The 22,350-nt window shown below is 41.5% G+C and carries 19 protein-coding genes and 1 tRNA gene; 9 read left to right on the forward strand and 11 right to left on the reverse strand.

The window, feature by feature from the left end; genetic code table 11:
- Positions 1-770 precede the first annotated feature (770 nt).
- On the reverse strand, positions 771-1,616 hold the full coding sequence (locus H6G83_RS14700) for a cell division protein FtsQ/DivIB (RefSeq protein WP_190473460.1): 846 nt from the start codon (positions 1,614-1,616) through the stop codon (positions 771-773).
- Between the two features lie 262 nt (positions 1,617-1,878).
- Positions 1,879-2,235 (reverse strand): hypothetical protein, encoded by a 357-nt coding sequence (locus H6G83_RS14705; protein ID WP_190473463.1) that lies wholly within the window; start codon positions 2,233-2,235, stop codon positions 1,879-1,881.
- Between the two features lie 470 nt (positions 2,236-2,705).
- Between H6G83_RS14705 and psbO the strand changes: the two genes are divergently transcribed.
- The 4 genes from psbO (at position 2,706) to H6G83_RS14725 (ending at position 6,485) form a co-directional block, all read left to right on the forward strand.
- Positions 2,706-3,536 carry a photosystem II manganese-stabilizing polypeptide gene (gene psbO / locus H6G83_RS14710; RefSeq protein WP_190473466.1) on the forward strand — a complete coding sequence of 277 codons (831 nt, stop codon included), beginning with the start codon at positions 2,706-2,708 and terminating at the stop codon, positions 3,534-3,536.
- A gap of 910 nt (positions 3,537-4,446) precedes the next feature.
- Positions 4,447-5,223, forward strand: coding sequence for an RNA polymerase sigma factor SigF (locus H6G83_RS14715; RefSeq protein WP_190473469.1), 777 nt, complete (start codon positions 4,447-4,449; stop codon positions 5,221-5,223).
- 165 nt (positions 5,224-5,388) lie between these two features.
- Positions 5,389-6,234 (forward strand): hypothetical protein, encoded by an 846-nt coding sequence (locus tag H6G83_RS14720; RefSeq protein WP_190473472.1) that lies wholly within the window; start codon positions 5,389-5,391, stop codon positions 6,232-6,234.
- Positions 6,235-6,236: 2 nt separating this feature from the next.
- Positions 6,237-6,485, forward strand: a complete 249-nt coding sequence (locus H6G83_RS14725) for a hypothetical protein (RefSeq protein WP_190473476.1) — start codon at positions 6,237-6,239, stop codon at positions 6,483-6,485.
- 73 nt (positions 6,486-6,558) lie between these two features.
- Here H6G83_RS14725 and H6G83_RS14730 read toward each other — a convergent pair whose 3' ends face one another.
- The 4 genes from H6G83_RS14730 to H6G83_RS14745 all read right to left on the reverse strand — a co-directional run bounded on the left by H6G83_RS14730 (position 6,559) and on the right by H6G83_RS14745 (position 12,432).
- Positions 6,559-6,828, reverse strand: a complete 270-nt coding sequence (locus H6G83_RS14730; RefSeq protein WP_190473479.1) for a YciI family protein — start codon at positions 6,826-6,828, stop codon at positions 6,559-6,561.
- A 217-nt stretch (positions 6,829-7,045) separates the two neighbouring features.
- Positions 7,046-9,478, reverse strand: coding sequence for a phenylalanine--tRNA ligase subunit beta (gene pheT, locus H6G83_RS14735; RefSeq protein WP_190473482.1), 2,433 nt, complete (start codon positions 9,476-9,478; stop codon positions 7,046-7,048).
- A gap of 282 nt (positions 9,479-9,760) precedes the next feature.
- Positions 9,761-10,339 carry a Uma2 family endonuclease gene (locus H6G83_RS14740; protein ID WP_190473484.1) on the reverse strand — a complete coding sequence of 193 codons (579 nt, stop codon included), beginning with the start codon at positions 10,337-10,339 and terminating at the stop codon, positions 9,761-9,763.
- Positions 10,340-10,422: 83 nt separating this feature from the next.
- Positions 10,423-12,432 carry an ABC1 kinase family protein gene (locus H6G83_RS14745; RefSeq protein WP_190473487.1) on the reverse strand — a complete coding sequence of 670 codons (2,010 nt, stop codon included), beginning with the start codon at positions 12,430-12,432 and terminating at the stop codon, positions 10,423-10,425.
- A gap of 448 nt (positions 12,433-12,880) precedes the next feature.
- Here H6G83_RS14745 and recN point away from each other — a divergent pair, with 448 nt between their 5' ends.
- Positions 12,881-14,629 carry a DNA repair protein RecN gene (gene recN, locus H6G83_RS14750; RefSeq protein WP_190473668.1) on the forward strand — a complete coding sequence of 583 codons (1,749 nt, stop codon included), beginning with the start codon at positions 12,881-12,883 and terminating at the stop codon, positions 14,627-14,629.
- A gap of 123 nt (positions 14,630-14,752) precedes the next feature.
- Here the strand turns inward: recN and H6G83_RS14755 are convergent, their stop codons facing one another.
- The 5 genes from H6G83_RS14755 to ruvB all read right to left on the reverse strand — a co-directional run bounded on the left by H6G83_RS14755 (position 14,753) and on the right by ruvB (position 18,799).
- Complete coding sequence (locus H6G83_RS14755) at positions 14,753-15,367, reverse strand: Uma2 family endonuclease (RefSeq protein WP_190473491.1); 615 nt, start codon at positions 15,365-15,367, stop codon at positions 14,753-14,755.
- Positions 15,368-15,624: 257 nt separating this feature from the next.
- Positions 15,625-16,230, reverse strand: a complete 606-nt coding sequence (locus H6G83_RS14760) for a Uma2 family endonuclease (RefSeq protein ID WP_190473494.1) — start codon at positions 16,228-16,230, stop codon at positions 15,625-15,627.
- 19 nt (positions 16,231-16,249) lie between these two features.
- Positions 16,250-16,633 carry a type II toxin-antitoxin system HicB family antitoxin gene (locus tag H6G83_RS14765; RefSeq protein WP_190473670.1) on the reverse strand — a complete coding sequence of 128 codons (384 nt, stop codon included), beginning with the start codon at positions 16,631-16,633 and terminating at the stop codon, positions 16,250-16,252.
- Positions 16,634-16,720: 87 nt separating this feature from the next.
- Positions 16,721-17,524 (reverse strand): tetratricopeptide repeat protein, encoded by an 804-nt coding sequence (locus H6G83_RS14770; RefSeq protein ID WP_190473497.1) that lies wholly within the window; start codon positions 17,522-17,524, stop codon positions 16,721-16,723.
- A 174-nt stretch (positions 17,525-17,698) separates the two neighbouring features.
- Positions 17,699-18,799 (reverse strand): Holliday junction branch migration DNA helicase RuvB, encoded by a 1,101-nt coding sequence (ruvB, locus tag H6G83_RS14775; RefSeq protein WP_190473500.1) that lies wholly within the window; start codon positions 18,797-18,799, stop codon positions 17,699-17,701.
- Between the two features lie 154 nt (positions 18,800-18,953).
- On the opposite strand from ruvB, the gene hisF reads away from it, so the two are divergent.
- The 4 genes from hisF (at position 18,954) to H6G83_RS14795 (ending at position 22,313) form a co-directional block, all read left to right on the forward strand.
- Complete coding sequence (hisF, locus tag H6G83_RS14780; protein WP_190473504.1) at positions 18,954-19,727, forward strand: imidazole glycerol phosphate synthase subunit HisF; 774 nt, start codon at positions 18,954-18,956, stop codon at positions 19,725-19,727.
- Positions 19,728-19,832: 105 nt separating this feature from the next.
- Positions 19,833-20,024, forward strand: a complete 192-nt coding sequence (locus H6G83_RS14785) for a hypothetical protein (protein ID WP_190407256.1) — start codon at positions 19,833-19,835, stop codon at positions 20,022-20,024.
- An 89-nt stretch (positions 20,025-20,113) separates the two neighbouring features.
- A tRNA-Ala gene (locus H6G83_RS14790) sits at positions 20,114-20,186 on the forward strand.
- A gap of 450 nt (positions 20,187-20,636) precedes the next feature.
- Positions 20,637-22,313, forward strand: a complete 1,677-nt coding sequence (locus H6G83_RS14795) for an AIPR family protein (RefSeq protein ID WP_190473506.1) — start codon at positions 20,637-20,639, stop codon at positions 22,311-22,313.
- The last annotated feature ends 37 nt before the right edge of the window (positions 22,314-22,350 follow it).

A 22,350-nucleotide genomic window follows, 5' to 3' on the forward strand; every position in this document is an offset into this window, starting at 1 on the left:
GTTTTCCTAGCAATAGCAGCAAATACTGATAACATTTTGTATAGTATGCTATTTTTATCTGTAAAATAATACCGAATATACGCTGTATTTCCTCTGGGATAATTAGTTTTAACCGCTAACTCTAGGCAATTAAACATACACTTAATAAAGATACAAGTAATAACATAACTCAAGGTTGTCAGCCGATCACTTCATCTGTAAACATACGCTACAGCAAGTGTTCACTGCCTTAATAATATAGTTGATAGGTTTCACAATTGGGGATAATTCCCACATTAACCACAAAATCAGGCTGTGTTATTTTTCCTCAGACTTCAGAGATAATCGAGACAGGACTCACGCAACTGGCACTTGGGGTAGGGTGCGTCAGATGTGGAAAATCCTTGAATCTGTACGAAATTATTGGGGCTAACGCACCCTACAGTTAGTTTGATGATGACAATTGCGTAAGTCCTACAAGAAAAACCTCAAGTCTCGGTTAGTTTGTTACTTTTTGTGACTAAATAAAATTTTAGTGACAACGTTATATAAGCCTATCAAGCTTTTCAGTCATTAAGTTAGAAGATTTTAATATTGTCTCAGGACTTAAGATTCGCCTCTGAATCATAGCCTTACGGTGATAACAAGTTGCAAATGTTTCTTGTATTACCTAAGTAATGAACGCATAAATAGAGACTTTGCACAAGCATTCTGTAAAGGCATAAAGCAAACAACAAGATTTAGTTATGAAAATAAAATTTATTAATATATGAGGAATTTTTGACACATTGCTAGGGAGTTGGCGTTTTAGGTGGCTCTGCCTTTTGGATCATATGTACTAAAGGAGAGTCAGGGTTTTTGAGATCGATGTAGTCTATTTCCGCAGGATTTAATTTTGTATTGATGTGGCGCAATTGGGCTAGTAAATTAATCTGGTCAGGTAATTGACTAGTGATAGCACCAAGAGAAACTTTGCCTAATTCGGTTTTGAGAATTAAATTATTTGGGTCTCGGTAATCAACTTCCGTAATTTTCACAGAACTTGTACTTAGATAAGGATATACTTTACTCCAGTACCGAGCGTATTGTTCTGGTGTGCCGATTACTTTTAGGCTAGGCAGTTTGATCTGGGGATTGACCAATTTATATTTGTCCAATGGTATCCATACTCCATTGGCATCGATCAGACCTGTAGTGGACTGTTTATTGCCACTATTATTAGACTGGGCTTGTGTCCTTTGCGCTACTGCTACAGGTACTCTTTCTGCGACTTCGATAATTAGCCCTGGTGGAAAAAGACGACGGCTGACGGTAGCTTGGGAAATGGTTGGTTGTTTCTTTAAAGCATCTGCGATCGCACCAGGTTGAATCCGCCATAAAGACTGAGGATAAGATAAATTTAGCAGAGACTTCATCGCTTCTTGTGACAGTGGTTGATTGCCAGATTTCATCAGCACTTGGTCAGGAGTCTTCAGCACCCATATCGGTTGCAGCGCCACCCACAATAAACCACCAGCCAAACCAGTAACCGCCAAAGTGCGCCAAATAGCCTGAATAATTTTCATCTGGCGTTGTCTACGTAGTTTTTTCCGCCTTTGGGCTAATTCCTTTTGGCTAACCGAAACGATATCTGGCATCAATACCTCTTTTTGCTTTCAGTCTAAATTCCTTAACTAGGCTTGGGCGATTTGATAACTTCACAGCGACCACATGAGAATCATGGCATAAGTTCCTTGTACCTGCCAGCAAAACCTGAAAACAGTTTCAGTTATCAGTTATCAGTCCTGACGGATAAAGAAGCGTGAGATTTAGGTGATGTGGAAAATTCCTGTGCAGTCAGGCGGATATCTCAACCATGACCAACTTTGTACGCCAAAGTTAGTCATAGCTGTACTAGCGTTAAGAGCGATCGCCTCGTAACAAATCTACACTGCCATCCTGTTGGTTGTTTTCTTCCGTTGCTGCTGGTAGTAAATTTCTTAAAAAAGCTTGCAATCTCATACGTTCAATGTATGGCCAACCTCCCTCCGCTTCAATATCTTTCAGCAAAGCGTAGAGTTGCTGGCGATTATTAGGCAAACTCTCTTGAAATGTGCCATCACGAATCTCTCTGTGTAATAGCTCTAACTGACGCAGCAATTGTAAAAGAGCCGTGGTATTTCCTTGGCAACTTTCAGCCACATCCTGCACTACAGTTGTAATTTTGTGTAACTGCTCAGATAATTGCCCTGATTCTGTAATACCGTTGTTGCTCATGCAACCCTCTCTGTTTAGATGAAGTTTACTTAAATTTACCGAATATAGCTATCTTTTCTGTTCCAATACAAATTTACAGATATATTCGCCTGTTTTTCCCAATCCCCAATCCCCAATCCCCAATCCCTTTAATACTAAATTGGCGCAGTGACGTTTCACACAGACTCAAAACAAGCCTGACGGGATCAACGGCAGCTACTCAAGATTAGAGTGCTTTGATTTTGCGTTAAAAAAAATCGTATGATCTGGCTGATTTCCCTAATAAAGCGATCGGCTGTATTTAGTGGTAACACATACATAATACAGAACGACTTGGGCGACCCTGCCGATACCTGCGGCAATCGCACAGTGCGAAGAGAAAATAAATCTTCGTGTTATTTGAGGTAAGTAGTGATGCCACTTTAGCGCAAAATGTACTTATCCCTATGCCCAAATCCTTTATATATCGATTTTTGACATTGAGGTTGATCATGAGGTATCGCGCTTTAATTGTTGCATTCTTGGCTGTGTGCTTGGGGCTACTCACTGCTTGTAGTGATGCTCCATCTGCTAGTAGTAAAGATGTATTGACTTACGAACAAATTCGTGGCACTGGTTTGGCAAACAAATGTCCCCAGCTGACAGAAACAAGCCGTGGCTCAATTCCTTTGGATTCCAGCCAGTCCTACGTCATCAAAGAACTGTGCTTGGAACCAACTAGTTTCTTCGTCAAAGAAGAACCTGCTAACAAACGCCAAACAGCAGAATTTGTGGCTGGTAAATTGTTAACTAGATACACATCCACCATTGATCAAGTGTCAGGTGATCTCAAGTTCAACGATGATAACAGCTTGACCTTTGAAGAAACTGATGGTCTTGACTTCCAAGCCATTACCGTGCAACTACCTGGTGGCGAGCGAGTACCTTTCCTCTTTACCATCAAAAACTTAGTTGCTCAAACACAACCTGGCTTAACCAGTCTCAACACCTCCACAGACTTTGAAGGCACATTCAAAGTACCTTCTTATCGTGGTGCGGCGTTCTTAGATCCTAAAGGTCGTGGTGTTACTAGCGGCTACGATAATGCCGTGGCTCTTCCAGCTCAAGCCGATGATGAAGACCTTACCCGTACCAACATTAAGCGTGCGGAAATTCTCAAAGGCAAAATTTCTCTTCAAGTAGCTAAAGTTGATAGCGCTAGTGGTGAAATTGCTGGTACTTTCGAGAGCGAACAGCCTTCTGATACCGATTTAGGGGCTGATGAACCCAAAGAAGTGAAAATTCGCGGTATATTCTACGCTCGTGTTGAAAACCGTGCTTAAATCCTCTTGATTTACTCAAACCATTCTTTGTTTATCGAAAATTTGGGTTGAAAAGCCCGTCGTCAAACGAGGGCTTTTAGCCCTTTTTTTATTGGGTTTGTCTCTTATAGCAATAGCCAAGACAGTTAGGACATCAGAAAATGAGAAAACTTATACAGTAAAAGGTTTTTAACTCTCTCACCCTCCGGGTTCGCCAGTTCCCAGGGCGGGGGAAACCCCTCCGGGTACTCTTCGAGAACGCCAAGGGCGAACGGCAGTCCACCCGGCGGCTGAGCCGCACGTGTGGCTGCACTCACCGCCTACAGGACTGGACTCACCTGTCACCTGTCACCTGTCCCCTGCTGTATCTTAAAAATTATTAATAATAATGTATAAACTTTCTTACTGAGATGTCAGTAATTATGATTTTTTGAAATGTTACTCTAACTACACTTAACTTTTTTCAAAATTTCTCATAAATATTATTATTTACATTTTATTACTGGACAGTTTTTAAATCTACATAAATTTTTCTAGTCAATACTAGTAATTTCACTGAAAAATAGATGTTGTTACAGCCAAAAATAGACTATAAATTCTACTTAAAAACTTCTTAGCAAAGTTAGGTACAATCTCGGTTTGAAATTTAACTGAAAATTCTATATTTTGTCTGTATGTAGCTTCAACAAAGCTACACAAAATACCAAAACCTATAACAATAAAAAACTTTTTTCCTTCAGTTAATTACTACTTAGTTGCTTGATACTTAGCATCTTGATTATAAAACCTGTGACTTCACCAAATTTTCACAGTGTCAATGGTATGAAATTTGTCTCAGTTTCCAGCTTCTATCAAAGATGGTGTCATGTTGCATCCCAGGCTCAATTAAGAGCGCTTAACCAAATAATTATCTCCCTAATAATGCAGTGCTATGCCTACAACAGCTACCAACGAACTAAAGTACGAAATTTGGCAGTTGTTACGAGAATATCAGCAATCTCGCTCAGAAAATATTCGTAATCAACTGGTACAACTTAATTTTGGGTTAGTCAGGAAAGAAGCCCACTACTGGATGAATCAATGCCGGGAAAGCTACGATGATTTAGTTCAGGTTGGTTGTTTGGGTTTAATTAGAGCTATTGAAAGATTTGAAATTTCCAAAGGTCACGCTTTTAGCTCTTTTGCTATTCCTTATATTCGCGGCGAGATTCAACACTATCTCCGCGATAAGGGTGTGACAGTCAGAATTCCTCGGCGTTACTTGGCAATACAACAACGGGCTATCGGCGTTTCCCGTTCTTTGCGAGAATTGTATAATCGTCAACCAACTGATGCAGAACTAGCATCAGCTTTGGAAATTTCTCCAGATGAATGGCAAGAAATCAAATTAGCTTGGGTAAACCGCGCTCCCTTGAGTTTGGATGTGCCGGTGCTGGATGGGGACGAGGGAGCTACTAGCCTGGGAGAATTGGTTCCTGACAATCACTACCGCAGTTTTCAATTAGCGCAAGAAGACCAAATTCGTTTACAACAAGCATTGTTTCAACTAGAACAACGCACCCGTGAAGTTTTAGAGTGTGTATTTTTGCAGGACTTGACACAAAAACAAGTAGCAGAACATTTGGGGATCAGCGTAGTTACAGTTTCTAGAAGAGTCAAAAAAGGGCTGGACTTGTTGAAAAATCTCATGTGTACGATGGATGATTAAGTTTCAGTTAAGTCATCAGCATTTATTCTGAATTATTAGTGCTAAAAACAACCCTTGAATTTCCCAAAATTAGGTTATAAAGGAAACGACAACAATGCCTGAATCACAAACAGGCATTTTTGATTTCCATCAACCGCAGTTTCCTCTAGTTTTTGAGAACGGCTAATGGGCAGAAAATTTAAAATTTTACTTGCAGCTCTTGTGACAGTGGCGATCGCCGGATGTGCCTCTGAGGACACACAACAAGCTGCTAATCCAACCCCCTCTCCACCAACTGCTGCGCCTGTAGCGAATGCGCCAGCTAAGGCTGAATCCTTTAATAATCCTGTCGTGCCTGCCAAAGCGCCTGTAAGAGTTGCCTCGACAGCTCCTAGTTTAATTCAACTAACTAATAGTAACGAGCGGGTAAATATAGTCACAAAAGGACGAAATGACCCGTTTGCCGGCATTGTTGGACAGCCAGTTGCCCAAATTTCAGCAAATGTACCTACTAAAGTAGTTCCTTCATTACCTCCTCTACCCCCTGCTGCTAAACCGCAAAAGGTAAAGCCGAAAACTACAATTGCCAACACAAACAAGAAAATATTGGCAGTAAAACCACGTCCTACTTTGATGCCGGTTTTACCTAAAGTCTTACCTCAAGTCGTTCCCAATCCGACTTTAGTCTCAGTATTACCACCACCAGCACAACCAGAATTAGCTAGAGCAGTCATGGTAACTGGTGTAGTTCTCATTGGTAGAGAACCCCAAGCCATTATTAAGATACCTAATGAAACTGGCAGTCGTTATGTGCAAGCAGGACAAAGATTAGCAAATGGTCTGTTGGTGAAACGAATTGAAATGAATGCTCCTTCCAATCCGATCGTAATTCTGGAACAATATGGTATTGAAGTTGCCAGAACAGTAGGTGAAGCACCTGTCGGATCAACACCAGGAAATACAAACCCTGCTGCTACTCCAGTTTCAGTGGAAACACCTACGAACAATATTCCTGCTGTTGGAGCCTCATAAGGATGGAGATAAAAGAAAAAATTGCATTTACTGGTTTACCGTTAGCAGTATATCGAGAGATAGCGGCACATCTACGCCAAGTCGAAGGCGTAGATGTGAGTTTCATCCCTCAATCATCCTCACAGTTTGATTACTATCAAAGTCAAATTGATAGTATATCTCTGTGTTGGACGGAAAACGCTAACTCCGAGAGTCGACAACTTGTAGAGCAAATTTTGACATACTATAAAAATCTTTATGGTGTTGCTTGATTTGGTTTGATGAGCCATATCTACAACACCAGATTGTTCATTTTTTTATGGATGATGATCCTTGTGGTAAATATTAGATGGCTTGAATCCATTCTTTAACAGAATATTCAGTCCAGATACCATTTTGCCAGTAGGGATCATTTTCAATTAACTGACGTACAATAGCTTCATCTTCGGCTTCGTAGATACCAAAGACTTTGGTGACATCTTTAGTGGGGCCGATGGTGATGAGTACACCCGATTCTTTTTGTTTTGCTAATCCATCTAAATGTGCTTGACGGTAAGGTGTGCGCTTTTCTAAAACGTCGTCGCAGTAGGTTCCCCACACAATATATTTAGGCATAGTTATACAATTCAAAATTCAAAATACCCTACGGGAAGGCTTACGCCTACAAAATTCAAAATTAATAAAGCCAGACATCATAAGGGTTTATGAGTTTGGCGTTATTGCTGAATTTTGAGGAATTGGTTTAAGACAAATTCAATTCCTAGACTCATATTAGTGAAGAGATGAGTGAAATATCAACTCATCTCTTCAGTTATCAGTTAACAGTCAACAGTTAACTCCTCAAATTCACACCGAATTTTTCTACTAAGGCTTCACGGACTTTGTTGTGTACTGGTTCGACTTCGGTATCTGTGAGGGTGCGATCGCTCGCCCGATATACTAGTCTAAATGCCAAACTCCGTTGTCCTTGAGGGACGTTTTCGCCGCGATATTCATCGAATAACTCTACTGACTCTAGTAGACCTTTACCAGCCTTGTTAATAGCTTTTTCGATTTCCGAGACGGAAACCTTGACGGGTGCGAAAAAGGCGATATCGCGATCGCTTGCGGGATAGGTGGAGTAAGGTTTGAATGCTGGTACAAGTATTTCATCTTGGTCTAAGGCATCCAATAATACATCCAAATCAAGCTGGAACAGGTAGACTGATTCGGGTAAACCTTTGTCGCGCCGCAGTTGGGGATGGAGTTGTCCAAAGACACCTAAGTGATTACCCCCAATCCATAATGAGGCGGTGCGTCCAGGGTGTAAGCGTGGGTCACGACAATCAGGTTGATATTCTACCACAATACCTAATTGCTGAAACACACTTTCTAAAATACCTTTGGCTTCAAACCAAGTCAGGGGTTGTTCACGTCCGCCTTTTGACCATTTGCCAATGGTGGTATCGCCTCCTATGATACCGGCGATCGCATCTTTTTCTTGCAAGCCGTCTTCTTCTTGCCAGAAAATCCGCCCAATTTCAAAACCATTGAGGGAACCGTTACCTTGTTCGAGGTTATATTGGAAAGCGTCTATTAACCCTGTGAGTAAATCGGTACGTAATGCGGAATATTCGACAAATAAGGGGTTACTCAAGACTATCTGTCTATCTTCCCCTGGCTTAACTAAGGAGTAGTGGATTAATTCTGTCAAACCTTCCGCCCGCAGAGAAGCCCGTAATTTCCGCAGCAATTCCTGGTCTACGGGTAAATAACCAGCTTCTGCTTTGTCTGGCAAGGTATCACAGAAATTATCGTAACCGTAGAGACGGGCGATTTCTTCAATTAAATCAATTTCCCTTTCCAAGTCGCGGTAACGATAGGGGGGGACAGTAACATTCCAAGTTCCTTCGCCGGCTGGAGTTAGCTGACAACCCAATGCAGTCAGGATGCGTTCTACATCCTGTGCTTCTACTTCGCCAGTTTCCCCAAAATTGACTGGCCCCAGTACCTCATTTACCCGGTCTAAACGCAATATAATTGAATGGCTCCAAGTTGAGCGATCGGGACGAGTATCAGAGATTTCCTGATGGACAATTACGCCACTAGCCAATTCACTAATTAGGGATAAGGCGCGACGGTTAGCTGTCTCTAACTCTGCACGGTTCACGCCACGTTCATATCTCCCAGAGGCTTCACTACGTAACCCCACGCTACGAGAGGAACGGCGAATGGCGACAGAATCAAATAATGCGGCTTCTAAAACTAAGCTTTGCGTCCCGTCATGAACTTCGGTTTCTTCACCACCCATAACACCCGCTAAAGCTACGGGTTTATCGTTAGCTGTGATTAATAAGTTTTGTGTTGATAGGTTGCGAGTTTGCCCATCTAGGGTTTTCAGTGTTTCCCCTTGATTGGCAAAACGCACACCGATAGTTAAATTATCAGCGCTAGCAACAGATTTTAATCGCTCTTGGTCGAAGGCGTGTAATGGTTGTCCCCATTCCAACAATACATAGTTAGTAATATCAACTACATTGCTAATTGGACGTACCCCTGCCGAACGTAAACGCTGCTGCAACCATTCAGGAGAGGGGGCAATTTTTATCTGTTCAATTACTGTACCAATATAAGCAGGGCAGGCTTGGGTGTCGGCAATTTTTAAGGCTAACTTTCCGCTATTACTGGATATCGATACTTCTCCAGGTTCGGGGATACTTAATTTTCCGCCTGTTAAAGCTGCGACTTCCCGCGCTATCCCTACCATACTTAAGGCATCTGCACGGTTAGCGGTGGCGGTGACATCTAAAATTACATCATCCAAACCCAACAATGGGCGCACATCACTACCCAAGGTGAGGTTTTCTTGAGGGAAGATATGAATACCATCTACGTCGGTGGGTAAACCGAGTTCTTTTAAGGAACAGATCATGCCCTGAGAAGGCACACCGCGCAGTTTTGCGGGTTTGATTTTCAAATCAATGTTGGGCAAATAAGCGCCGACGGTGGCGACGGGTACATAAATATCCGCCCGGACATTAGCAGCGCCACAGACTATATTTAAAGTCTCGGCTGCACCGACATCTACTTGGCAAACACTCAACTTATCAGCGTTGGGGTGGGGTTGACGTTCAAGCACTTTCCCCACAACAACGCCATTAGCCCAAGTGCGTCGGTCTTCTATATCTTCAACTTCAAACCCAGCCATTGTGAGGGTTTGGGCTAGTTCTTCTGGGTTAAGTTTGATTTCTACTAGTTCGCGCAGCCAGTTTAAAGAAATACGCATCGGATTGTGCTTGTTTGAGGAATCGTCTTTGCTCTAATTTTAGGTTGCCTAACTGTGAATGAGTCACTATGCTAGGCTTACCTGAACAATCCTACTACGTTCAACGGGCAGAACGAAAAATATGTTTATGTCATACCCGTTTAAACACTTATCATATCGTGGGGTTTGGTAATGGGTAATGGGTAATAGGTCATAGTAGAGAACAATTCCCAATTCACTATTACCCATGAGCAACCAAACCAAGCATATCTGAAGTAATTAGCTGGATTTGAGATGAGTAGTTCACGCCTGTCCAACATTTAATACTTGTGCTGCTGTTAAATCTAGCATGGGAATAATGGTTGAGTTGATAGAATCTGTTCCTTGAAATACTGTTTCTTCGTACAGTCCATCTACTAGAGTTAGTAAGGTGATTTTGGCTTTATCTGGGTCAACAATCCAGTATTCAGAAATACCGCGTGCTGCATATTCAGAGCGTTTATAGCGGTAGTCTCTATCTTCGTTGACCTTTCCTGGGGAAACTACCTCTACTACCAATGCTGGGGAAGGCATATCAGGTGTTATTGTAGCTCGTCCACCAGCGATCGCTTCTAATAATTCCTGAGTCAATATCATTAAATCTGGTAGCCGCACACGAGTTCTACTCCCTGTAACTACCAGTTCTGTATCTTTATGGCGGATGAGTTGAATTGGCACAAACCTGAGAAACTGGGACAGCAAATAGAGAGAGATTAAGTTATTTCTATCAGTTTCTGGCGGCATTTCCACCAATTCTCCATCCACAAGTTCGTAGCGAATATCTGTCCCATCATCATGGGCAAGATATTCTTCTAAATTGAGTTTTTTGACTGTTGTGGTCATAAACTCTATTTTTTAATCTCCACTGTGAACATAATTGTATCAAGAAAGGCAGAGGGTTGTATTCTTTCTGCCTTCTGTCTGCTTCAAGTTCTTCTTACAGGTGCATTTGCATAGGTTGTATTGCTGTTTGTAGGTTCTTGAGGTGTTAACAATTCCCGAATTAGACGGGCTGTGGCTTTTTGTAGTAGTTGATTAACTACTTGCTGTCCTAAACGTTGCACGCCTGGGTTAAATAGCAATTGGGTAATTTGGGGTGCAATTTGGGCTGGGTCAAAACCACGGGTTTCTTGCAAAATATTGACGATGTTTTTGATGTGCTGTAGGGTCTGTTGTTGTTCTACCGTCGCGGCTGGGGTCTGGTTGACGGCGGTAATACCTACTTGTTCTCTTAATAGGTAGGTGAAGTTATGTAGGACATTTTTACCTAAAGCATTAATCCCGGTTAAAAACTCATCTACTAACTTGTCGCGAATGAATGCGCCGCGTTCAGATGAGAGAAAATCAACACCTTGATTTAGGGCTAAACTGAGGTCGTAGTCTTGACTTTTCCGGGCGTTGCGTAATAAATTTTCTAAACGATTCCACCGAAATCTACCATCTTTAAAAAGTAAGTCTTTGAGTGATGTTCTTAATTCTGGTGCGGGGTCGGTTAATAAGCGTTTAGCAACGTAAGGATAAGCTTCACTCAACACTTTGAAGTTGGGATCTATATAGATAGCAATTCCTTCTAAGGTGACGAGGGAGCGAATGATTAAAGCATAGTATGGTGGTACGCGGAAAGGATACTCATACATCAATTCTGATAGGTCATCAGTGATGCTTTTAATATTAAATTCCGCGACACTCGCGCCTTGGGCGTTGGCGAAAACTTTGGCAAAGGCGGGGATAATTGGAGTTAAATCTGTTTCTGGGGATAAGAAGTCTAGTTTTACGTAGTCTTGGGCTAACCCTTCAAAGTCACGGTTAACTACATGGACGATCGCCTCAATTAAGCCATAACGTTGTGGTGGTTTCACCTCGCTCATCATACCAAAGTCAAGGTAAGCTAATTTACCATCTGTTGTGGCTAATAAGTTACCTGGATGGGGGTCGGCGTGGAAAAATCCATGTTCTAATAGTTGTCGCAAAGAACACTGCACACCCACTTCAATCAGATAACGCGCATCTATGCCTTGGGCGCTAATCTCTGCTGTTTGAGTAAGTTTTGTGCCGTTGATCCATTCCATCGTTAAGACACGACGGTTAGTATATTCCCAGTATATTTTCGGTACGTAAATGTCTTGAATATGACCATATAGTTGGAAGAAGCGCTCGGCATTTTGACCTTCGTGGATGTAGTCCATTTCTTCAAAAATGCGATCGCCTAATTCATCCAAAATCCCAACTAAGTCACTCCTTACCCGTTTGACTTTCTTCTGTACCCAACCAGCCAATCCTCGCAATATATATAAGTCAATTGTAATTTTTTCTCTTAAGTCGGGGCGTTGAACCTTAACAGCTACTTCTTCGCCTGTTTTCAGTCTACCTTTATAAACCTGTCCCAAAGATGCCGCCGCAATTGGTTGGGCGGAAAGTTCTGTGTAAATCTCTTCTGGCGACTGTCCTAGTTCTTCCTGAATGAATTGGTAGGCAATTTCGTTAGGGAAAGCTGGTAATTGGTCTTGTAGCCTGGTAAATTCTTCTAAATATACCGGGGGAACCAAATCTGGCCTTGTCGATAAGGCTTGTCCAATTTTGATATAAGCTGGCCCCAGTTTGGTTAGTAATTCTCTTAACTGAATCGCTCGACGGCGGTCATTTTTGACGACTATTCCCCGTCTACTATCCCACCACAACCCAAAGACAAAGGTGATAGTAGGTCTGAGTACAGCAAAAATCCTATTGAGAACTTGCAGTGGTCGATTACGATAATGCTCTGCTACCGCCACAGGGTCATAAACTATTGTCTCAGATGTAGGATTTGTAGTTACAAATACCTGGGGTCTTTCAGTTGTGACGATCTCTGGTGAGCGGACAACCAAGGCTTGTGTATCCTTTAGCTGTAGTTCGCCCTCAGTCGGTCGGGAATTTGGCGGAATTGTCTTAACAGTCATGAATAAAGCCACCGGTGGGATTGAACTTGTTAAGTATTGTAACAATATTGGGGACTGGGGATTGGGGAAGGGGGAAGAAGAGGGGGAAAGGGGAAGCTTTCAAGGGCAGGTTTTTTACACTTCGACCCAAAAACACTGATTTTAGGGTGTAGGGGTATAAGGGTGTAGGGGTGTAGGGGTAGATGAAAGTCTGATAATTTACTGAATCTTATAGTCCTCACTGATTACTTTATGAAAAACCTGCCCTTAAGAGGAAAGGGGAAGGGGGAAGGGGGAAAGGGGAAAACTGTCTGTTCTGCCTCTTTTACCTCCTGATAACTGATAACTGTCAACTGATAACTGACATTTGTTACACTTGGATGTGCCTGCTATTTCAATGTTAGTAGGTATCGCTGGTTGCCGAAAGTGGGAAATATCCGGCATCTGCCCTTGTAGGAGATTTGGTTTGATGTTGCTGTGCCTACGGATTGAGAATTTTGCCCTGATTGATCAACTAGAACTGGATTTCGGCGCGGGACTGAATGTTTTAACAGGCGAAACCGGTGCGGGAAAATCAATTATTTTGGATGCGATTGATGCTGTTTTGGGTGGTAAAGTCTCTAGTCGGGTAATTCGGACTGGGACTGTAAGAGCAATGGTGGAAGGAAATTTCACTGCGACACCCCCGTTAGCGGCTTGGTTGACGGAACAAGAAATAGATTTGATTGATGATAATTCTATAGTGATTAGTCGAGAAATTACCTCGACTAGTAGTAATATCCGCAGCCGATCGCGGGTGAATGGGGTTTTAGTGAATCGCCAAGTGATGGTAGCATTGCGCGATCGCTTGGTGGAAATTACAGCCCAAGGTCAAACTGTACAAGTAGGGGAATCCGCACAAGTCCGTGATTGGCTGGATATGTACGCTGGGGATGCGTCGCTGCAACAGCGTCAAGTCATTGCTACGGCTTTTAGTGCATATCAACAAGCTCATACAAGTTTAGAAAAGCGCCGGACTTCGGAACGGGAACGGCTGCAACAACTGGATTTATTGACTTACCAAGTTCAGGAATTATCTACAGCCAACCTCAGCGATCCCCAGGAATTAGAACTACTCCAACAAGAACGGGAACGCCTCAATCATGTGGTTGATTTACAACAGATGAGTTACAAAGTCTATCAGGCTTTGTATCAAAGCGAAGATGATGCGCCATCTGCATCGGATTTGTTGGGGGATAGTGAAGCCGCCTTAAATGATATGGTGGAATATGATTGTGGGCTGCAACCATTATTAGATTTAATTCGGGATGCACAAACAGCATTAACGGAAGTTGCTAGGCAAATTAACACTTATGGGGAAAGTTTAGAAGCTGATCCCCAGCGTTTGGAAGAGGTAGAAGAACGGATACGAGAGTTAAAACAAATCTGTCGCAAGTATGGGCCTTCTTTAACAGAAGCGATCGCCTACTACGAAAAAATTCAAGCGGAATTAGCAGCCCTCAATGATCACGAACAATCTATAGAAAGTTTAGAACAGCAAGAAAAAGCCTGTTTTGATAAACTAACTCAAGCTTGTCATAAATTAACCCAATTACGCAAGAAAACCGCCGCTACTTTAGAATCGCGGTTGATAGCTGAACTTAAACCTTTGGCGATGGAAAAGGTAAAATTCCAAGTCGAAATTGCCCCAATTCCCCCAACTGCAATGGGTGCGGATAAGATTACCTTTATGTTTAGTCCCAACCCCGGCGAACCATTGCAACCATTAACTCAAATCGCCTCTGGTGGGGAAATGAGCCGCTTTTTACTGGCGCTGAAATCTTGCTTTACTCAAACTGATGCGGCGGGAACGCTGGTATTTGATGAAATCGATGTGGGAGTTTCGGGAAGGGTTGCACAGGCGATCGCTGAAAAATTACACCAGTTAAGTAACTACCATCAGGTATTATGTGTTACACACCAGCCTTTGGTTGCAGCGATGGCTGATAGGCATTTCCGGGTAGATAAGCAAATTATTACCCAAGGCAAAGGTAAAAAGGCTGACAATGGCAGTACCGAACAGCGTACTGTTGTCCGGGTGACTAGCTTGGATGACTTAACCAAACGCCGGGAAGAACTAGCACAACTAGCTGGGGGAAAATCAGCAAATGATGCGATCGCTTTTGCAGAATCTCTCTTACTACAAGCCGCTAATCATCGTCATAGCCAGCAAAGTTAATTAGTTAAGTAAACAGACTTAATAAAACATAAGTTCGTAGTAAGGACTTTAGTCCTTTCAAGCCCAACAACACAGCCATAAACCCCACGAATAACAACACATTTTACATTTAATTATCTCTACCTACTTAGCAGCATCAAAAATCTGCTGTGCGGTTAAATTTAATTGAGGAAAAGTTGGGGATACGATGACAGTATTTTCTTGAAACGCTGTCATCTGATATTCCCCATCTACTAATTCGCAGACAAAAATAGTAGGTTGTTTAGGATTACCAATGAACTTTCTTGCACCCAATGCAGCATAATCAGCAATCCAATATTCAGGAATACCCATCTCCTCATAATCTCTCAACTTATTATAGTAATCGTCACGCCAATTAGTTGATACAACCTCAACCACCAAAGGAACAGATGCAGCTTGGCTTACTGTTGACTGCTTTTGAAAAAGCGGTTCATTGTCGAGATTATCAAAGTTTAACAGCAGCACATCAGGCGAATAAGCAGATTCGGCAGAGGGAGTCTTGACGAGTGCAGTTTTGGGAATACCATAGGGTAAATTCAGACGATCAAACTCTACAGTTAGTTTACGTGACAAAAACGCGATAACTTTTTCATGCTGTCCGGTTGGGAGTGGCATTTCAACAATTACTCCCCTGTGCAATTCATAGCGTTTACCATCATTAGGATACCATTCAATAAATTCATTGAAGGTTACTAATTTGGGCAAGGCTTGGGTCATAATCTTACCTCTACATATCGCTGATTATACATTTGTATAGATGAAATATCTATTATTAATTAGGCATGATATAGAAATCCTATTTGAATTTTGAAAAAAAATCTGTATCAGTAGGCCGATGCACTGCCCACCAAGACCATGATATGGTGGGCTAAATTTAGGGTGCGTCAGCCACAATAATTTCGTACATATTAAAGGATTTTCGACATCTGACGCACCCTACCCCAAATGCCAGTTGCGTAAGTCCTGATCTATTATCAATTAGGCATGATATCATCAAGTTTCAGTTTTAAATTTGGGAATAGATAAGAATAAATAGTATCTCCTAAACGATATTGTTGTTGTTCATAAACACCGTTTACTAAATGGCAAGCAGTGAATGTAGGTTGTTTTGGATTGCCGATAAATTGCCAACCACCTAAACCCCGAAAGTCTACAATCCAATATTCGGGAATATTTAAAAAAGCGTATTCTTCTACTTTTCTGGCGTAATCATCCTGCCAATTTGTACTCACAACTTCCGCAACAAGTTTGATGGTACTACCGTTACAAATTACAGGTTGTTTTTGCCAAAGTGGTTCTTTACTCAGTTCTATTTTATCTAAAACTATGACATCAGGACGTAATGCTGTGGCTTCAGCCGCAGGTGGTTTAATTAGACAAGTTTTAGGAACTAACCAATTAAAATTTTCATTAAATATTTGCACATAGATTCTACCTGCAATACTCCCAGCCACAGCTTCATGGGGGCCTGTAGGTTCCATGTCTCTTAATTCCCCATCGATGAGTTCGTAGCGATTATTATCACCATACTGGGCGATAAATTCCTCAAAGGTGAGTATTTTCGGTGGAGTGTAGGTCATCTAATTTTGTGACGACTAATTAGTTTTTTGCAGCACTCAATAAGAACAAAATATATTGATTCAGACTGACACCTTCTCGTTCAGCCGTCTCTGCTAAACGACGATGTAAAGATTTGGGCATTCGCACCAATAATTTACCACTATAACTATCATCACTACTAGGTAAAGGAATATCATCACCAGCTTCATAAGCTGTTTCCATCCACAATTCCCGCGCCTCATTAATATTTGTCATTGTTTCTTCTAAAGTTTCACCTTGGGTAAGACATCCAGGTAATTCTTTAATTTGCGCTACATATCCACCTTCTGGATCGGGATAAAATGTTATGGGATATTGAAGATTTAGGTAGTATTCTAGAGGCTGCTTTTTATTCTGCTTGTTCTTCTGGTTCAGTGTCTTCAGAGAGCGATAGTATCATATATAGTATCACATAAAATTCAGCGATCGCACTTGTGACAACCCAGCGAGCAAATTAATAAATTGGTTTTGTTATTGAAGTTTCAAAAATTTATCCAAAGCAGCCACCAAACTCGGAGGCCAGCGACGCACATTTTTCACCCAGTCCATATCTTTATAACGACTATCTAAACCATAAGCCGCAACCCAATTACTTTCTGCTTCTCCCTTCTGTCCATTCACCCAATAAATAGCGGTCAAAGCCGCACGGACATCAGCAAAATTAGGATATTTGCGAAGAATATTCCGCATTTCATGAATTGCCTCGTCTTTTTGCCCAATTTCGTACAAGGCAATGGCATAATTAGCACGGGCAAAAGCAAAGTTAGGGGCTATGTCAAAGGATTTTTTATAATCAGCGATCGCATCTTCCCACTTCCCTAAACCAGCTTTAGCATTTCCCCGATTGTTATAGGCCATTGCATCGTTAGGGTCGAGTTCTAAGACATGATTATAATCGGCGATCGCATCTTCCCATTTGCCCAAACCTTCCAAAGCTGTACCGCGATTCAAATAAGGATCAGTGACATTCGGCGCTAATTCTATCGCTTTGTTATAATCTGTCAGCGCCGCTTCTAGTTTATTTTGACTCACCCGCGAATTACCTCGGTTACTCCAAGCGCCTGGGTTCGTGGGGAAGTTGTCAATTATCTTTGTCCAATATTTTTCTGCTGTGACAAAATCACCCTTATTTGTCGCCGCAAAAGCCTGATTTTTCCATTCCTCACCTTGTTCTATTTGTTCCTGAGTGAAATATGGTTGAGATTCTGCCATGACTGGTTTAACCCAGCCAAATACAAGTAACAAACACAGAACAATACTAATTAACTTCATCATCATTCGGGATTGGGGACTGGGGACTGGGGATTGGGGATTGGGGATTGGGGACTGGGGACTGGGGATTGGGGACTGGGGATTGGGTACTAGGTATGTTGGAAGAAAGGGAGAAGCCTTTGTCCTTTACCCTTTCTATCGACCAATTACCAATTACCAATTACCAATTACCAATAACTACAGTAAAGACAACTGTTCATTAGGTGGTGTAAAACCCATGTGTTTGTATGCGGCTTTTGTGGCTATGCGACCGCGCGGGGTTCTACTTAAATAGCCAATTTGCATCAGGTAGGGTTCGTATACTTCCTCGATGGTTTGACTATCTTCACCTGTGGCGGCGGCTATTGTTTCTAAGCCTACGGGGCCGCCGTTAAATTGTTCAATAATCACACTTAGCATTCGGCGGTCTGTCCAATCTAGTCCACATGGGTCTACTTGGAATAACTGTAATGCTTCGGCGGCGATGCTTTGGGTGATTTCGGAACAGGATTTGACTTCGGCGTAATCACGGACACGTTTGAGTAAACGATTGGCAATTCTTGGTGTTCCCCGCGATCGCTTGGCGATTTCTGTTGCACCATCCTCGCTGACGTTGGTTTGCAGTAGTTGAGAGCTACGCAACACTATTTTACTGAGTTCGTCCACTTCGTAAAAGCGCAGTTTCTGAATTAAGCCGAAGCGATCGCGCAATGGTGAAGTCAACGCACCGACGCGGGTTGTCGCCCCCACTAAGGTAAACTTGGACAAGGGTATGCTGCGAATCCGGGCGCTAGAACCTTTACCCACAGTAATATCTAAGCGACAGTCCTCCATTGCTGGGTAGAGAATTTCTTCTGTCATGCGCGATAGTCTATGGATTTCATCAATAAATAGAATATCACCAGGTTTTAAGTTCACCAGTAACCCGACAATATCTCTTGGACGTTCTAAAGCTGGGGCGCTGGTGATTTTGTAATTGACTCCCATCTCCGAAGCTAATATCATTGCCATTGTTGTTTTACCCAATCCAGGCGGGCCATACAGTAGCAAGTGATCCAAAACTTCACCCCTTGACTTGGCTGCTTTTATGGCGATGTCCAGTACATCTTTAAGGTCTTTTTGCCCAATGTAGTCGGCGAATTTCTGAGGACGGATGCTTTCTTCTTGCTTACCTTGTTCATCAATAGCCGCTTCTTTTTGCAAAACATTTTCTTTGGGGGCTGCTGGTGCTGACTCCCGGCGTTTGCGTGGTTGTCCGTTTGGTTCTGGAGGCTGTTTTTTTGAGGAGATTATCGCCATAATTTAGCTTGCAACTTGAAGTTTATCACTGTTTATGCTTAATCCCCGCCGTATTAGGACTAGTAGAAACTGGGGCGAAGATTTTGGTGAGGAAATACACAGGTCAATTTAAAATTTAAATTCCGGACAATTACTCAAACGTAAAAAAATAATTATGTTATCTAAAAGAATCTTACCTTGTTTAGATGTGAAGGCGGGACGGGTTGTTAAAGGAGTTAACTTTGTTAACCTTAAGGATGCTGGCGATCCGGTGGAATTGGCGAAGGTTTACAACGAAGCTGGGGCGGATGAGTTAGTGTTTCTTGATATTACAGCTACTCATGAAGACCGGGATATCATCATTGATGTGGTTTACCGCACTGCGGAACAAGTTTTTATTCCCCTGACTGTGGGCGGTGGGATTCAATCCTTAGAAAATGTTAAAGCTTTGTTACGTGCCGGGGCAGATAAGGTTAGTATTAACTCTGCGGCAGTACGTGACCCAGACTTGATAAATCGGGCAAGCGATCGCTTTGGTAATCAGTGCATTGTTGTTGCCATTGATGCCAGGCGCAGAGTAGACCCCAACAATCCGGGATGGGATGTGTACGTGCGTGGCGGTAGGGAAAATACTGGCTTAGATGCCTTATTATGGGCGAAAGAAGTCGCCAAACGTGGTGCAGGGGAGTTATTAGTAACCAGTATGGATGCGGATGGTACTCAGGCTGGTTACGATATTGAATTAACAAGAGCAATTGCTGAGTCTGTGGAAATACCAGTGATTGCTTCTGGTGGTGCGGGAAACTGTGAACATATCCATACCGCCTTAACCGAAGGCAAAGCGGAAGCAGCTTTATTGGCATCGCTTCTACATTATGGTCAACTCAGTGTGGGAGAAATCAAGAATTATTTGGGCGATCGCCAAGTTCCCGTCCGATTAACTGCTTAATTCTGAAGACATTATTGAAATACAAGCACATCTATCTAAGGTTGGATACAGTTCTACAAAATGATGTTAAGATAAATTTATAAGTATGAAATAATATTAAGAAATATGTTGATACCTATATTATTATTTGATGTAGCACTGGTGGCATGGTCACTGCACCTGATGGAGAAGGCTGTAGAGAACAAAGAATTTTCTCTCATGTTGGCGGGTACGCTAGTTGCGCTAGCGGCTGCGGCTATGCTAGTAGTTTATTTCCTCATGGGGCATTGCATGAGCTATTTGTTACAAGTGAGGTAAATTATAGTTATAAGTGAATACTATCACTTAATTTTAGTGAAAAAGTTGACAGTAGATAAATTATAAACTAATATAGTTAAGGACTATAAGGGGTTATAGCTCAGTTGGTAGAGCACTTCAATGGCATTGAAGGGGTCAGCGGTTCGAATCCGCTTAACTCCATTTATTTAATTAACATCTTGGGTTCCCAGTCTGACTTGAAGAAGAATTTGGATAAGTTGTTCAACTTTACCTTCCAAGACGGAAAAAGTGCCTAATTAGTGAAAACGGATGAAGGGCTAATATTGCACTGAAATGTTGAGGTGTTCGTCAAGCATTTATCCACTTGTTAAGCTAGGGGCTTGATAGACTAAGCAACTACATTTTTCACCGCCACTGCCAAATTACGGTTTTCTTCAGTGACATTTGCCAAGGCTGCTTTGAATGCGCCTAGTATAGAATCTGAAGGTTTGGCGTTGAAAAAATTATGTCACGTTTGAACAGAGCGATCGTATCAGTCAGACATCAAACCATCCTTCGCCTCAACAGAATTGATCAACGATATCCGTATTCCCAAGGTACAGCAATTTGAGATGATGTATTAACAACATCTCAAATACGGATAATTACTCAATGTCAAAGCCGAATACTAAAGCCCAAAAGACTCAAATCATTGAAGTTCTGACAAGGGATTATTTTCCGATGATCCCTCAACTTCAGATAAATTACACACAAGAACAACATGAGAAAAATCGTTTGAGTCGTTCTTTGGCTGCATTTGCGATCGCAAATCTTGCTAATATTACACCTGCTCAAGCTGCTCACTCAATTATCAATGGAGGTAATGATAATGGTATTGATGCAGTTTATTTTGATCGGGTTAATAACCTGCTTTGGTTAGTACAGGCTAAAGCGGGAAAAGCCCCAGACATGGGTGAAAATAAAAAATTTTGTGATGGAATTAGGGATCTTGTCCATAAACGGTTTCAAAAATTTAATTCGAGTTTGTCTCGCTTGCAGCAAGATGTTGAGGATGCTTTAGACAAAAATGGAGTCATAATAGTTGGCTGTAATATATATCTGGATGAAAGCTTAGGAACTCATGTAGTTAATGATCTCAATCAATTAAAAAATGAACTAAATAAGTTTGATTCGCGTTTTAAATGGCAGGATCTGCATCTTGAAAATATTTATAGATGGTTGACAGCAAAACAAGAGAATGTCCCTGTTGATGTTGAATTGACTTTAGAAAACTGGCATTGTTTGGAACAACCCAGAAAAGCTTTTTATGGATTAGTTAATGCTGCTGAACTTGCAGCTTTATATAACCAGCATAATAAATTGTTATTTGAGAAAAACATTCGTTATTATCTGGGAACACAGGATGTTAACTTAGAAATTACTAAAACGGTAAAAGAACAACCATCAGAACTTTTTTATCTCAATAATGGATTGACAATTACTTGTAAAAAAGTTAATTTACCATCTGGGCATAACCAAGAATCAGCACGATTTACTTTAGAAGGATTTTCTGTAGTAAATGGAGCGCAAACAGTAGGTTCTATTGCCTCTGTATTTAATACCAATGGCTCAATATCTGCTGAGGCAAAGTTATTAGTGACAATCATTGAATTAGGAACAGAATCTGATAAAATAGGTGTAGAAATTACTAAGGCGAGAAATACACAAAATGCAGTCCGTGATATTTATTTTGCAGCCTTAGATTCTAATCAAGAAAGGTTGCGGCAAGAATGTATGGTATCAAATATTGTCTATCAATATCGACCATCAGCAGATAATCAAGATGCTATCACCATTGAGAAAGCAGCAATAGCACTTGCTTGTTTTAGCGGTAATACTGAAATAATTGTGGCAGCTAGGAAAGATATTAACCAGTTGTATAAGCGTTATTATTCAACACTTTTTACTCAGGAGCTTTCAGGTATTATACTTTGTCGCTATGTGCGTATATTTGAATATCTTGATCAGATTTTTGAAAGTTCTCGAAACGCAGAAACAGAAACTCGGAGAAAAAATTTCTATCAACATGGGAGATTTTTTATATTAGACATTTTATCAAGACGTTATAAATCTTTAATTAATAAGCCGGAAGTAAATTTATCGCAAGCTGACAAGACTGAGCTTTCCAGAATGGGTATAGAAATTGCTGAGTTAATTTATACTCTTGCTGAATCTCAGTTTTTAAGTGATGAGAAAGGATATCTTGCTATTTTTAGAAACTTGACAGATGTTAAAAGTTTAACGAGTGTCGTTATGCAAGAATTGGCTAAAAAAGACAATCAAGCTTAAAATCCTAATTTACCTATAGTTTAATTTTTGATATTGA

It is taken from the genome of Anabaena azotica FACHB-119 (assembly GCF_014697625.1).
Classification (GTDB): Bacteria; Cyanobacteriota; Cyanobacteriia; order Cyanobacteriales; family Nostocaceae; genus Trichormus; species Trichormus azoticus_A.